This window comes from Cerasibacillus sp., from assembly GCF_036516575.1.
In the GTDB taxonomy this organism is placed as follows: Bacteria; Bacillota; Bacilli; order Bacillales; family Amphibacillaceae; genus Cerasibacillus.
The window spans coordinates 37513-51690 of the sequence record NZ_DATBTY010000073.1 but is presented as its reverse complement, the minus strand read 5'-3'; the positions used below and the strand labels follow the sequence as shown (position 1 = coordinate 51690).

Sequence of the window (14178 nt, the reverse complement as noted above, 5' to 3'; positions counted from 1 at the left end):
CTATTTTAAAGCTTACATCGTCCCTTTGATCATGCCGTTCCAATACATGGTTGGTAGTAAATGTTTTTTCATTAAGAACATGCTTTTTCTACGTTTTCGCTGATCGAATGGGAATGATTCTTCTGCTTCATATCCGTAGACGAATTCTGCTAACATCACTGTGTCATAACCAGTGACAACTGGACACGATGAATAGCCATCATATTTTGCCGTCATTTCTCTACCGTTCATTTTAGCAATCAAGTTGTCGACTGCTACAGGTGCTTGCTTTCTAATCGCTGCACCAGTACGTGATGTTGGGAGGCTTGTACAGTCTCCAGCTCCAAATATATTATCGTATTTATTATGACGTAATGTATACATGTCTAAATCAACCCAGCCTGCTTCATCTGCAATTGGGCTGTCAGCAATAAATTGTGGCGGTCCCATTGGTGGTGTAACATGAATCATATCAAAATCACGAGTAATCGTTTCATCTTTACTGACGTGTTTAAATGTTGCTTTTTTATTTGGACCGTCAATTTCTACTAAGTCCATGAAATATGTTTCATCAATACCTTTATCTTTAACGAGTTGTTTTAATGCTGGGTAATAACGTTTTACTGGGAATAAATCGTCCATCCCTGAGATAAACTCGATGTTTGTTTTATGACGGACACCATTTTTTCTAAAGTATTCGTCTGCCAAATACATGATTTTTTGTGGTGCGCCCGCACACTTAACTGGTGAACTAGGCTGAGTGAAGATTGCCTTCCCACCTTTTAGCATACGAATAGCTTCCCATGTACTCTCCACATAGTGTTCAGAGTAGTTACTACATACACCGTTTTTACCGAGTGTTTCTTTTAATCCTTTTACTGTATCCCAATTCAACTGAATACCTGCTGCAACGAGAAGGTATTCGTAAGTTAAAATCGTACCTTTATCTGTTTTAACCTGGTTTTCTTCAGGTAAAAATTCAGTCACAGCTTCTTGGAGCCACTCTGCCCCTTCAGGGATAAGCGTTTCTTGTTTACGAACGCTTTCCTCTAAAGTCGCGTCTCCACCACCAACTAATGTAAAAAATGGTTGATAGTAATGATTTTCAGATGGATCAATTATCGTTACCTCTCCGTGTAGATAGGGTGCCTTTCTTAATAATTGTGCTGCCATCGTTAATCCGGCTGTTCCTGCCCCCACAACGACTATTTTTGATTGAATCTCTTGAGCCATGTCCATTTCTCCCCTCTTTGTGAGTGTTAAATATTGCTTACTCTTATTATTCTACTCACAATATATCCCGTTTCATATACGGTGAAACCCCCATTTGTTAAATCAAGTCCACAATAATTGTTTAATAGAGCGGTGTTAGCGCATCTTTCAACAATTTATTGACAGAGAGCAGTTTTGTTTAAAAATTGTGGGATATGAGAGATTTTGGTGATAGGTTATTGCTAATCATGACTATTACATAGGTCTACTCGTTGTTTAAACAGAAATCTACGCATTTGTAACAAGAACTTCATCGCACTTCACTTAATTGTATTCCATAGTATTATTGTGAAAGAAAAGACCTTTCTCTCCACAAATGAAAGGAAGGTCGTGTCATATGTGATTAACTAGCACTGTCTGGTTGGGCTACATTTTCCTTTTGCGTCTCTACTTTTCGTTGATGTGCTTTTGAAAAGGTAAATAAACGGTAAATAGCAGGAATGAGTAAGAGCGTAATCAATGTTGCAAACAGTAATCCCGATATAATGGCAGTCGCCATTGGGCCTTGATAATTGCCGGAACTGCCTGAGGCAATCGCTAATGGGAGCATCCCTCCAACAGTTGTTAATGTTGTCATAAAAATCGGGCGGATTCTATTTTTTCCTGCTTCAATCAGTGCTGCATTAACAGGCATACCTACTTTTCTCAACTGATTTGTTCGATCAATGAGTAAAATAGCATTATTTAGAACAATACCGATTAACATAATGATCCCCATACCTGACATCATACTTAGCTCCATTTGTGTTAAAAATAATCCGAAAATCACTCCGACAATTGTCATCGGAATGATCGACATGACAATCAATGGATGACCAAAATGGTTAAATTGTACCGCCATGACAACATAGACTAAGAAAATGGCGATTGCAATGACAAGGAGCATCTCCATCATTAACTCTTGTTGTGCTTCTAAGTCTCCAGCAAGCGTTATAGAATAACCAGACGGTATGTTAAATGCATCAAGCTTTGCTTGGATATCACGATTGACAGCACCGAGGTCACGCCCTTCAATATCCGCTGAAACGGTGATGTACCGTTCTCCATCCCGATGTGAAATAACATTTGGCGTAGTAACTGTTTCTAATTCAATAAATGAAGCTAATGATTTTTCACCTGTTTGCGTGACAATCTTCGTATCTAATAATGATTGTTTAGTTGTCGTTTCATGTTGCCATGTTAAGATAAGGGGTACCTTTTCCTCATCGATTGTTGCTTCACCAATTGGCATATTTAGAAAATGTTGTTCAATTCGCTGTTTAATATCTAACTGTGAAAGACCAGCCTTTTCTATCTCTTTGCCTTTTAAATATACAACCTCTTCAGAAGATGTTCGTTTCATAGAATGATTGACACCGACAATCCCATCAATCGTCCTTAATTCTTTAATAAATCGGCTTGCTACTGCTTGAAGTTCACCAAAGTCATCCCCCTTGATGTCGATTTGAACAGGATATCCAGAACCTCCACCAGAGATGGCACTTTGTACTGTTTCGATTGGTTCATTGTCTTCTAATGACCGTATCGAACTCATGATATTTTCGTTAACCGTTTTTTGCTCTGTCGTAATCGCGTCACCTTTCGTCATATTAATAATAGCAAAAAACATATCGCCAGAATCCATCAGATAAATTGATTCAACATCATTAACAGCACGTGTTTTCTCATTTATCTTTTGTGCGAGCTTTTCTCTTTCAGCTGGTGACAGACCAGGTTCTGTAGCAATCATTAATTCTGTATAACGATTTAACATATCCGGCATAATGGTCATCGGAACTTTTGGAATAAGGAATAGTGATCCAACAAACATGATAACCATTAGGGCAATAACAACTAAACTATGACGTTTCTTTTTTATGACCCATGATACCATTCGTTCATATGCTTTAAGAATAGGACCAGATCTCTTTGGATTCTTCGTTTGCCGTAATGTCAGTAATTTATCTGCTAAACTAGGAATCAATGTAAAGGCGACTATGACCGAACTAATAAGCGTAACCGCAACGACCACGGATAACATCATAACAAATTTCCCGCCATCACCACCGATTAACCCAATTGGTAAAAAGACAACAATTGTCGTTAACATTGAGGCAATAACGGCTGAAGCGACCTCCTTCGTTCCTTCTAGCACAGCTTTTATCCCCGTTACGCCTTGTTCACGCCTTTTATAAATGGCTTCTAATATGACAATCGATGAATCAACCATCATCCCGATTCCAAGGCCAAGTCCAATCATCGTCAGGATATTTAAACTATAACCCATCATCCACATCGTAGTGAATGTGAGTAACACAGATGTCGGAATCGATAATCCGATAATAAAGGTGGCACGGATATTTCGTAAAAAGAGAAGGAGAACGACAATCGCAATTAATCCTCCGACAAGAATGTTACTTGTTACTCCATCAAGCGATTCTTGAACATAATCAGCCTGAGCTACGATTTCATTTAATTCAAAACCATTAATCAGGTTTTCTTTACGTAGGTTATCAATTTCTGCTCTAACCGCTTCAGCCATCTCAATTTGTGTCACATCATTCGCACGCCCAACCTGAGCAAAGACAAAATCTTTCGTTCCATTTTTCCAAACAAATGACGCGTTTTCTTTTTCCTGTAACGAAACAGTCGCAATATCTGTTAGATTAATAAATCCTGTCTGCGTCGGTATGCGCGTCTTCTTTATACCATCTACACTATCTAATGACGTATCCCAACGGACAGATGGTGAACCGACTTCCTTCGTTAAATCACCTAACGTCGCTTCCGAATGGGCATGATCCAAGAGATGAATAACCTGTGTTACATCGAGGCCATTTTCTTCTAATTGCTTCTGATTAAATTTAATCATGACTTCATGTTCTAACAGGCCACCTAGGAAAACATCCCTAACTTCTGGCAAAGCTTCTAAACGAGGCTCAAGCACTTCTTTCGCAAATGTCGTCATCTCCGCCATATCGCCACCGGACAAGTCCATAAAAAATTCATAATCTTGATTTGTACCGAATTGACCTACTTCCACATGTTCTATCGTTGATACTTCAGCTTTTGTTACCTGTACAATCGTTTCGACATCTTTAGCTAATTCATTTCCACGATGTCTCTCAAACATGACTTGTATCGAACTTTGACCAATATTCGTCGTTGAGTATATATTCTCAACGCCATCTATGGCTTGAAGTTTTTGTTCTAATGGTGTTGTAATTTCACGTTCGACTTCTATAGCTGGCATATCTCCAGCCATGATTTCAATATATGCTCCATCTAACCCGACTTCTGGGAGTAGCGCCTTATCTAACTTCCAAATAGAATAACTCCCGAAAGCGACAACCAATACAAACATCAATCCGACTAATATTTTTCTTTGAACAATAAACCTTAATAGCCTCACAATCATTCTCCTTTTTTACTATTCAGTTTTCTGCGGCGATTCATATCGTGAATTCATTTAAATCATAGCTTTTTCTTTCACAGTTCGTAATGAGCCAGAGAAGTATTTTGAATAAGTCTAAAGGCTTAGCAAATAAAAGAGTGGGATGATGTCGTACCATTTTGGGCCTATGACGCATAAACTACTTATGTTAAATATTATGTGGAGGGATTTTCATGTATCAGAATCAAAAATCAAATCCATACGGTGCATATCCTTCTATGCATGCATATGGAAATACATCTTATAGCGGTGTGCAAATGCCACAATCAATGAGTAATGAAAAGTATGGAGGTTCTAAAAAAGACGGGCATACCCATGCACATTATGGAGCAACAACATGTGAAGATGGGCACACCCATTTACATCCAGGTGTCACAGGTAAACCGATCCACACACCACAAGGACACGTCCACAAAATAAGTGGACACACGACATTTGATGATAAGCATATTCACTCATACGAAGCTTATACAAGCCCACCAATTCCATTGCCAAATGGTTACCACACCCATTATGTCGAGATTCGCACAACTGAAAATGATGGCCATGTACATGTGATTAGAGGATTTACTGCTGCATCAAAAGATTAATAAAAAGAAGTGGGCCCTCTACTCCAGATGGACCCACTCCTAATCAAAACATAATCATTAAAAAAGGAGATGTTAGGGAAACCATTATTATTGGTAAGTAAACGATAACCTTCATCCCTTTTCTGTATCTATTTTATAGTTTGGCAAAATAAGAACTTCTACTCTTCTGTTTTTAGCCCTATTCTTATCTGATATGTTTGGTACAATCGGATGGTTATCTCCATATCCCTTGGAACTGAAAAATATTGGATTGAGTTTATCATTTTGTAAAATAATTTTCATAAAATTAACAGCACGGATAACACTTAATTCCCAATTTGAATCGAACTCTTCATTAGAGATTGGTCTGTCGTCTGCATGACCACTGACAACTATCTGATGAGGGGGATCAATTTCAAAAAATGTCGATATTTCTTTCGCAATTTTGACACCTTTTGTATTGACCTCTGCACTTCCAGTAGCAAATGTAACATCCGTTAAAATAGTAATCATTAACCCCTCATTTGTTAGTATCGTGTCAATTGATTCTTCTAAATCATTTTTATGAATATATCGATTAATATTCTGTTGCATGTCCTTTAATTGTTGAAGTTCTATACTACTCCGATTTTCAGTTTGATCATTTTCTTCCTTACTATCTTGATTTTCCTCATCTGGAGTTTCTTTTTCTTGATTCTCCGGTTCATTCACCGTAGTACTAATCGTTTCATTCAATGGTCCTCTACCATTAGAAAACTCACTTTTAAATACTTGTGCTAATTCCTCGTACTTTTTGGCATCAATTTCACTCATTGCAAATAATACAATGAATAGTGCTAGAAGTAACGTTAATAAGTCTGCATACGGTAAGAGCCAAGACTGATCAGCTTGATAATCCTGGTTCTTGTTTTTCCGTTTCATTGAAAGCCTCCCTATTATCTATCATTTCGTCCTCTGATAAATAAGTACTTAATTTTTCTCTAACAACACGTGATGAGTTGCCATTTGTGATAGACAAGATACCTTCCACCATTATTTCCTTAATTTGAACTTCCCTTTCTGTTTTTTCTTTCAACTTATTTGCAAACGGATGCCATAACACATAGCCTGTGAAAATCCCTAATAGTGTCGCTACAAAAGCCGCAGAAATAGCTTCTCCTAAAACCACCATATCCTCCATATTTTTCAAAGCAGCAATAAGACCTACTACAGCTCCTAATACACCTAGAGTCGGAGCATATGTACCCGCTTGCGAAAAAACAGCCGCTCCTTCTCGATGACGTTTTTCCATAGCACTTATCTTTTCAAGCATGACATCTCGGATAAATTCAGGTGATTGTCCATCAAGCATTAATTGTAGTCCAGACTTTAAAAAAGGATCGTCATGTTTTGCAATTTCTTTTTCAAGTGATAACAGTCCTTCCTTACGTGTTTGGTCAGCCATTTCTGAAAACATTTCAATAAGTCTATTCATATCAATACTAGTTTCTTCTTTAAATATGACTTTAAATAAATGAGGTATTTTTTTTATTGTTCTCATCGGAAACGAAATTAATACTGTAGCAACAGTACCTAGCAAGATAATTAAGATAGCTGCTGGATTTAACAAAGCAACAATGCCAACCCCTTTTAAAACCATACCTAAGCCGATAGCAATTATTCCCAAAATGATACCTATAACCGAAGCCTTATCCATATAAATCCTCCTTTAAATTTTTTACTAGGTCTTTATACCTATATATCCGCCAAAAAGTTAGCTATATTCATCCTATCCTTTCTATCATTTAACAAAAAAAGTATTTCACCTATTGTTATCGGAAAAAATAACAACTATATAAATAGGAAATAGGTACTATTTAATGGTAATAAAACACCTTATTACGAGTATTGTTTCTAATTATATAGAGGTTCGAACAATGCATTAAAGTAAAAGACTAATAAACGTTCATAAAAAAAGATGGAGACAATCCTCCATCTTTCTATCAAAAAAGTTTTCTAAACTTCTATTTATTTTTTCAAATCGTGTTTTACAATAAAATCATCCAAAACTTCTTTTAAATCAGGACTTCCAATTTCCTCTAAATCATAGTGGACGCGTGTGTACGGTTTATTGATGTTGATTACTCTCGATAAGTCAATTGGTGTTCCAATAATCACCGCATCACAGTCTGTTTGATTAATCGTTTGCTCTAAGTCTTCTAATTGTTGTTTACCATACCCCATGGCTGGAAGGACATTTCCGAGATGTGCATATTTTTCAAATGTGTCAGTCAATGTACCAACTGAATATGGACGCGGATCGACAAATTCTTGAACACCTAGACGCTCAGCAGCAACAGTCCCTGCCCCAATCGTCATTTCACCATGTGTTAATGTTGGTCCATCTTCGACAACTAATACCCGTTTGTCCTTAATCAATCCAGGATGATCTACCGTAATTTTTGATTCAGCTTTAATAATCTTGCTATGTGGATTCGCTCGTTTAATATTATTTTCGACAATTTCAATCGATTCTTCATCAGCACTATCTACTTTATTAATAATCGCCACATCTGCTGTCCGCAAACTCACTTCCCCTGGATAATATGTTAATTCATGCCCTGGACGATGTGGGTCTAAAACGGTAATGGCTAAATCAGGTTCATAGAAAGAAAAGTCATTATTTCCACCATCCCACAGAATCACATCACAACCATCGGGGTCATTTTCTGCTGCTTCTAAAATAGAAGCATAATCAACTCCGGCATAGACAATATTACCACGGGCAACATGTGGTTCATATTCTTCCATTTCCTCAATCGTACATTCATGCTTCTTCAAATCATCAACCGTTGCAAAACGTTGTACACGCTGCGCAACTAAATCACCGTATGGCATTGGGTGACGAACGGCAACGACTTTTAATCCTTTCTCTAACAATGTCTCAATAATTTTACGTGATGTTTGGCTTTTGCCAGTCCCAGTTCTAACCGCACAAACTGCTATGACTGGCTTCTTACTTTTTATCATCGTGCTTTTCGGCCCAAGTAACTTAAAATCTGCACCTGCCGCATTGACAATCGCACTGACGGCCATCACTTCTTCATAATGAACATCACTATAGGCAAACACACATTCATCAACTACAAACTCTTTAATTAATGTAGGTAATTGATCTTGTGGATAAATTGGAATTCCTTCAGGGTACAATTCCCCTGCTAATTCACTCGGATACTTCCTGTCATCTATATCAGGAATTTGAGACGCTGTAAACGCCACAACCTCATATTCTTTTTGATCACGATAATACGTATTAAAATTATGAAAATCTCTACCTGCTGCACCGATAATGATTACTTTTTTCTTCATGATCTTCTCTCCTAGCATTCTAGTATATAGCTATTATTATACATATATTTGTATATTAATACAACGGAAAGCGATAAATTATTTAGGCGATTGAAACCTTTTCACTTGCTACATGTTACAATCTATGTCTACCATTAACTAAAGCATCTCCGTCATGAAAAAATCCCAATTAAAAATATAGGAGCGTAAGAATCCATGATTACATTTGAACATGTTTCAAAAACATATCCCGATGGTACAACCGCTGTTCGTTCAATTAATTTGGACATTCAAAAAGGCGAGTTTTTCGTTATTATTGGACCTAGTGGGAGTGGTAAAACGACTGTACTAAAAATGATTAATCGATTGATTCCGTTAACAGACGGTTCAGTCTATATAAATCAGAAAAATATTAACGACTATGACATCCATGAATTGCGTTGGCAAATTGGTTATGTATTACAACAGATTGCTTTATTTCCCCATATGACGATTGAAGAAAATATTGCTATCGTCCCCGAACTGAAAAAATGGCCCCACAAAAAAATAAAGCAAAGAGTCGAAGAGCTTTTAAAAATGGTCGGATTAAATCCAGAAGACTATTTACATCGTAAACCTGCTGAACTATCAGGTGGTCAACAACAAAGAATTGGTGTCATTAGGGCTTTAGCTGCGAATCCGGATATCGTTCTAATGGATGAGCCATTTAGTGCATTGGACCCGATTACACGTGAGAAACTCCAAGAAGATATTAAACAAATCCAAAAAAGTATTCAGAAAACGACCGTATTTGTCACACATGATATGCAAGAAGCGCTGAAATTAGCGGATCGCATTTGTCTGATGAAGGATGGCGAAGTCGTTCAAGTCGGAACACCCGAAGAACTGATAAATAAACCGGCAAATCAATTTGTTAAAAATTTTGTAGGAGATCAAGCGACCATATTTAACAGCAACATTCAACTCGTTGACCTCATTCAACCGATACAATATGAGACAAATTTAATCAAACCGTCGAGCCCGATAATCAACAACGATACTGCAACATTAGAAGAGATTTTAGAACAACTGAAAACAAGCGAACAAATTATTATTGAAAAAAATGGTGAACCACATGGCATGATTAATAGACAAGCCATAATCGGCCATCTTGCAAAACAACTCCGGAATGGAGGCAACATAAATGAATGAATTTATAAATATATTTAAAGACCGTCAAGACCAGCTGATACAAGCACTGTTAGAACATGTCCAGATTTCATTTATCTCGCTTTTCTTTGCTGTTTTGATTGCCATTCCATTGGGGATCTATTTAACAAAGAAACCGAAAATTGCCGAATCGATTATTGGAGTAACTGCTGTTTTACAGACCATACCATCTCTAGCACTTCTCGGGCTCTTAATCCCGTTATTTGGAATTGGTAAAGTTCCCGCTATTATTGCCTTAGTCGCTTATGCCTTATTACCTATTCTTAGAAATACATATACTGGGATAAACGAGGTGGATGATTCTCTAATTGAAGCTGCGCGCGCAATGGGTATGAATCAAGGAAAACGGCTTATAAAAGTTGAACTTCCGTTAGCTTTACCTGTTATTATGGCTGGCATTCGCACAGCGATGGTATTAATTGTCGGTACTGCAACATTAGCAGCACTTATTGGTGCCGGTGGATTAGGTGATATTATCTTATTAGGGATTGATCGTAATAACACAGCACTCATTGTATTAGGTGCAATCCCTGCTGCTTTATTAGCACTTCTTTTCGATTTTCTATTAAAACGATTTGAACATATGTCATATAAGAAGTCATTTATTACTCTAGGGGCAATTGCCGTGATTGCCTTTTTCTTTCTCATCACACCATTTGTTTTGAACAGTCAAGATAACGAAATCGTCATCGCTGGTAAACTCGGGTCCGAACCAGAAATACTCATTAATATGTACAAGCTACTTCTCGAAAACGATACAGATTTAACGGTGCAATTAAAGCCCGGATTAGGAAAAACCTCTTTCGTCTTCGATGCATTGAAATCAGGAAGCATTGATATTTACCCAGAATTTACCGGAACAGCAATTGCCGAGTTTTTAAAAGAAACCGCGAATAGTACAGATCGCGAGGAAGTTTATCAACAAGCTAAAGACGGCCTAGCGGATACATTTAATATGACTCTTTTAGAACCGATGCAGTTTAATAACACATATGCTTTAGCTGTACCAACTGACTTTGCTGAAACAAATGATTTAAAAACAATATCTGATTTAATAAAGGCTGAAGGGTCGATAAAAGTTGGCTTCACATTAGAATTCTCTGACCGTGAAGATGGTTATCGCGGGATTCAAAAACTGTACGACATTCATTTTGATAATCTCGTTACGATGGAACCGAAGCTAAGATATAGCGCCATTGAATCAGGCGATATTCAATTAATTGATGCTTACTCCACAGATAGTGAACTAAGGGAATACGAACTGACTGTGTTGGAAGATGATAAGGAACTCTTCCCACCTTATCAAGGGGCACCATTATTAAGAAAAGAGACAGTCGAGAAGTATCCAGAAATTGAAACATCGCTTAATAAACTCGCTGGAAAAATAACCGATGATGAAATGCGCGAAATGAACTATCAAGTGAATGTCGAAGGTAAAATCCCGGCAGAAGTAGCTAAAGACTATTTGGTGAAAGAAGGGTTATTGGAATAAGCGTCTGAAATAAATCTTTCTTTTATTATTGAACCTAAAGATACTTAAATAATATCGAATTATGCTAAAGTATTAATAGATTCATATCAAATAACAACTTATGAGGTGTACACAATGAAAGCATATTTAGCAAATGGATTATTTAGCGCAGGTGATCGACTACTAAATGAATTACTAGCTGAAAAGGTTAGAAACGCAGTCCCGGATATCAATTTATATGTACCACAAGAAAATGCCGCTATCAATGATAAAAATAGCTATGCCGATTCAGTCACGATAGCAAAAGCGGATATGGATAAGCTGAAGGAGAGTGATTTTCTCATAGCTGTCATTGATGGTGTTGAGATTGATAGTGGTGTAGCAGCTGAGATTGGTGCCTTTTATATGTTAAACAGGCCAATTTTCGCCTTATATACAGATGTCCGCCAGCAAGGACGTCATAACGATAAAAAAATCCAAGCGTTAATTAACGACGGAACAGAGAATCAATTTATGTATCGCAATTTATTTGTTGTTGGCTTAATTAAACAGACAGATGGTGGGATTTATTCGTCTGTTGAAGAGTTAGTTGAGGCTGTTGAAAATTACACGACTAAATAGAAATCAAAAACCAAGAGGATGTTTTCAATCCTCTTGGTTTTATTCAGTCTAATGATATTATTTTTTCGCCTTTAGAATTTCTTGCCAAATTAATAATGCAATTGGTTGACATGTTTCATTTGTAAATTGTTCTGTTCCAAACATTTTATTAAAGGTATCTTGAATGACTTCAGCTAAATCATTTTCATTTTGGATTTTCGAAAGCTCTTTCACAATCATTTCTACCTCGGTTTCATACTCATCATCTGGTGCACCAAGATATAATAAATCGAACGGATCCCAACGATTAATATGACGTTTAACAATATCAGTAGCGATTTTATTAATCATCATAACCTCCCACAATTGTCTATTTATTTGAATACCAAGTATATCAAACAAGTAGTAACAAATTTTTGTCTAAACATTCCTTAAGCTTTGACATCCATTTGCTTTCCTAAAAAGGGATGTGCCACTTGTTGTTGAGTTGAATCTTGCATCATTTTTAATAGTCCTGCTGCATTTGTTTCTTCAGTTGACAAAGCTGATTTCATCACAGATAGACTCGCTTGTTGTTTGACCTGTGCTTGTTTCATGACAGTAGATAAAACAGCAATATCCATTGTATCCCACCTTTTATATATGTAGAAATCTATTATTAATTGCAAACATATCTAAAAAAAATTGCTTTAATCTAGCGTTGATAAATGAGTATCATTCAAAAACAGTGAACCTCGGTCTGTTTTACGCCTGAAGCTTAAGTGCCACAAAATGTCTGATATGGAAAATTGGATGGTGGTGGAAGTTCAGTATATGGCTCTTGTTCTTCTGTATGTGCATAAGGTTTTGATAGAATGTCTAACAAACGCTCCATGTCACTGTAATCTGCTCTTTCCACCGCAGCTTCAATTGCTTCTTCGACTCGATGGTTACGTGGAATGACCGCAGGATTATGTTCTATCATGAGCTGTTTGGAATGAGCTTTCGTATTCGGCTGTCTCTCTAGTCGTGCTTGCCAGCGCTTGTACCACTTTATAAATTCCTCGCTAATAGATAAATCTGTCTCATCTAGACGGTCAAATGTTAAATATCTAAACGTATTCGTATAGTCTTCCTTATATTGTTCCATTAAGTGAAGAAGGTCCTTTATAAGAATCTCATCTTCTTTTTCTTCGTTGAATAAGCCTAATTTTTTTCTCATTCCATTAAGCCAAAAAGTGACATACAATTTTTCAAATTTACGCAGCGATTGTTGCGCTAAGTTAATTGCTTTTTTCTCATCGTCATCTAAGAGAGGTAGCAATGTTTCGGCAAATCTCGCCAAATTCCACTCACCAATACCTGGCTGATTACGGTAAGCATAACGAGCTTCTATGTCAATCGAACTAAACACGGTCGCTGGATTATATTGATCCATAAAAGCACACGGACCATAGTCAATCGTTTCACCGCTCAATGTCATATTATCCGTATTCATGACACCATGAATAAATCCGACGAGTTGCCATTTCGCAATCAGTTCCGCTTGACGCTTAATCACTTCTTCAAGGAGAGTAACATATTTGTTCTCACTTTCTTCGACATATGGAAAATGACGCTTAATCGTATAATGAGCCAATTCCTTCAATTCATCGACTGGCCTCCAAGCAGCAACATATTCAAACGTCCCGACGCGTAAATGACTGGATGCCAAACGAGTTAAAATCGCCCCGGATAATTCTGTTTCCCTTATCACGCTTTCACCTGTTGTCACGACCGCTAAACTTCTAGTCGTTGGAACGCCTAACCCATGCATTGCCTCACTAATGATGTATTCCCTTAACATCGGTCCAAGCGTTGCCCGACCATCACCACCACGTGAATACGGGGTTCTCCCTGAACCTTTTAGTTGTATATCAAACCGCTCACCTAAAGGAGTGATGTGCTCACCAATTAGAATCGCTCGACCATCTCCTAACATTGTAAAATGACCGAATTGATGTCCTGCATATGCTTGGGCTAAAGGTGATGTGCCTTCTGGAATTCTATTACCTGCAAGGACTGATACACCAACATCACTTTTTAAAGCCTTGACATTTAATCCTAACGATTTTGCTAAAGAATCATTAAAAACAATTAATTTTGGTAAACGTACTGGAACTGGATGTTGTTTAGTGAAAAGTGCCCCTGGTAATTGCGTATAACTATTATCGAAATGCCATCCTATATTAACTTCGCCATTATTATTTTTCATTGGATCACCTTGTTTTTTCATTTATACTCTTAACGAATACGTGATGCACTTAGTTTTTGTTCCTAATCATTTATTATACCATGGA

12 protein-coding genes are annotated in these 14178 nt (G+C 37.2%); 4 read left to right on the top strand and 8 right to left on the bottom strand.

The features are described 5' to 3' along the window. Positions 1 to 12 precede the first annotated feature (12 nt). A complete protein-coding gene (locus VIG73_RS12220) occupies positions 13 to 1212 on the bottom strand; it encodes an FAD/NAD(P)-binding oxidoreductase (protein WP_331642382.1) in 1200 nt (399 codons plus the stop codon). A gap of 382 nt (positions 1213 to 1594) precedes the next feature. Next, complete coding sequence (locus VIG73_RS12215; RefSeq protein WP_414648410.1) at positions 1595 to 4648, bottom strand: efflux RND transporter permease subunit; 3054 nt, start codon at positions 4646 to 4648, stop codon at positions 1595 to 1597. A 209-nt stretch (positions 4649 to 4857) separates the two neighbouring features. On the opposite strand from VIG73_RS12215, the gene VIG73_RS12210 reads away from it, so the two are divergent. Next, the gene (locus tag VIG73_RS12210; protein ID WP_331642378.1) at positions 4858 to 5274 is read left to right on the top strand and encodes a YmaF family protein; all 417 of its coding nucleotides are present in this window, start codon (positions 4858 to 4860) and stop codon (positions 5272 to 5274) included. A 111-nt stretch (positions 5275 to 5385) separates the two neighbouring features. Here the strand turns inward: VIG73_RS12210 and motB are convergent, their stop codons facing one another. From motB to VIG73_RS12195, 3 genes are all read right to left on the bottom strand, one after another. Beyond that, on the bottom strand, positions 5386 to 6174 hold the full coding sequence (gene motB / locus VIG73_RS12205) for a flagellar motor protein MotB (RefSeq protein WP_331642376.1): 789 nt from the start codon (positions 6172 to 6174) through the stop codon (positions 5386 to 5388). Continuing rightward, positions 6137 to 6949 (bottom strand): flagellar motor stator protein MotA, encoded by an 813-nt coding sequence (gene motA / locus VIG73_RS12200; protein WP_331642374.1) that lies wholly within the window; start codon positions 6947 to 6949, stop codon positions 6137 to 6139. The genes motB and motA overlap by 38 nt, the downstream gene beginning before the upstream one ends. Positions 6950 to 7260: 311 nt before the next feature. Beyond that, positions 7261 to 8601, bottom strand: coding sequence for a cyclic 2,3-diphosphoglycerate synthase (locus VIG73_RS12195; RefSeq protein WP_331642372.1), 1341 nt, complete (start codon positions 8599 to 8601; stop codon positions 7261 to 7263). 195 nt (positions 8602 to 8796) lie between these two features. Here VIG73_RS12195 and VIG73_RS12190 point away from each other — a divergent pair, with 195 nt between their 5' ends. From VIG73_RS12190 to VIG73_RS12180, 3 genes are all read left to right on the top strand, one after another. Continuing rightward, on the top strand, positions 8797 to 9771 hold the full coding sequence (locus VIG73_RS12190; protein WP_331642370.1) for an ABC transporter ATP-binding protein: 975 nt from the start codon (positions 8797 to 8799) through the stop codon (positions 9769 to 9771). Next, a complete protein-coding gene (gene opuFB / locus VIG73_RS12185) occupies positions 9764 to 11281 on the top strand; it encodes an osmoprotectant update ABC transporter permease/substrate-binding subunit OpuFB (protein WP_331642368.1) in 1518 nt (505 codons plus the stop codon). The genes VIG73_RS12190 and opuFB overlap by 8 nt, the downstream gene beginning before the upstream one ends. 114 nt (positions 11282 to 11395) lie before the next feature. Then, a complete protein-coding gene (locus VIG73_RS12180; protein ID WP_331642366.1) occupies positions 11396 to 11881 on the top strand; it encodes a nucleoside 2-deoxyribosyltransferase in 486 nt (161 codons plus the stop codon). 57 nt (positions 11882 to 11938) lie between these two features. Here VIG73_RS12180 and VIG73_RS12175 read toward each other — a convergent pair whose 3' ends face one another. The 3 genes from VIG73_RS12175 to VIG73_RS12165 all read right to left on the bottom strand — a co-directional run bounded on the left by VIG73_RS12175 (position 11939) and on the right by VIG73_RS12165 (position 14093). After that, the gene (locus tag VIG73_RS12175) at positions 11939 to 12211 is read right to left on the bottom strand and encodes a DUF1871 family protein (RefSeq protein WP_331642365.1); all 273 of its coding nucleotides are present in this window, start codon (positions 12209 to 12211) and stop codon (positions 11939 to 11941) included. 80 nt (positions 12212 to 12291) lie between these two features. Then, positions 12292 to 12483: a YjfB family protein gene (locus tag VIG73_RS12170; RefSeq protein WP_331642363.1), complete on the bottom strand. Its 192-nt coding sequence runs from the start codon at positions 12481 to 12483 to the stop codon at positions 12292 to 12294. A gap of 134 nt (positions 12484 to 12617) precedes the next feature. Further along, a complete protein-coding gene (locus tag VIG73_RS12165; RefSeq protein ID WP_414648416.1) occupies positions 12618 to 14093 on the bottom strand; it encodes a protein adenylyltransferase SelO in 1476 nt (491 codons plus the stop codon). Between the last annotated feature and the right edge of the window lie 85 nt (positions 14094 to 14178).

What these genes read in the sequence shown, in the direction of transcription:
- VIG73_RS12220 (WP_331642382.1), bottom strand. Translation starts at nt 1,212, where the DNA reads ATGGCTCAAGAGATTCAATCAAAAATAGTCGTTGTGGGGGCAGGAACA.
- VIG73_RS12215 (WP_414648410.1), bottom strand. Translation starts at nt 4,648, where the DNA reads ATGATTGTGAGGCTATTAAGGTTTATTGTTCAAAGAAAAATATTAGTC.
- VIG73_RS12210 (WP_331642378.1), top strand. Translation starts at nt 4,858, where the DNA reads ATGTATCAGAATCAAAAATCAAATCCATACGGTGCATATCCTTCTATG.
- motB (WP_331642376.1), bottom strand. Translation starts at nt 6,174, where the DNA reads ATGAAACGGAAAAACAAGAACCAGGATTATCAAGCTGATCAGTCTTGG.
- motA (WP_331642374.1), bottom strand. Translation starts at nt 6,949, where the DNA reads ATGGATAAGGCTTCGGTTATAGGTATCATTTTGGGAATAATTGCTATC.
- VIG73_RS12195 (WP_331642372.1), bottom strand. Translation starts at nt 8,601, where the DNA reads ATGAAGAAAAAAGTAATCATTATCGGTGCAGCAGGTAGAGATTTTCAT.
- VIG73_RS12190 (WP_331642370.1), top strand. Translation starts at nt 8,797, where the DNA reads ATGATTACATTTGAACATGTTTCAAAAACATATCCCGATGGTACAACC.
- opuFB (WP_331642368.1), top strand. Translation starts at nt 9,764, where the DNA reads ATGAATGAATTTATAAATATATTTAAAGACCGTCAAGACCAGCTGATA.
- VIG73_RS12180 (WP_331642366.1), top strand. Translation starts at nt 11,396, where the DNA reads ATGAAAGCATATTTAGCAAATGGATTATTTAGCGCAGGTGATCGACTA.
- VIG73_RS12175 (WP_331642365.1), bottom strand. Translation starts at nt 12,211, where the DNA reads ATGATTAATAAAATCGCTACTGATATTGTTAAACGTCATATTAATCGT.
- VIG73_RS12170 (WP_331642363.1), bottom strand. Translation starts at nt 12,483, where the DNA reads ATGGATATTGCTGTTTTATCTACTGTCATGAAACAAGCACAGGTCAAA.
- VIG73_RS12165 (WP_414648416.1), bottom strand. Translation starts at nt 14,093, where the DNA reads ATGAAAAATAATAATGGCGAAGTTAATATAGGATGGCATTTCGATAAT.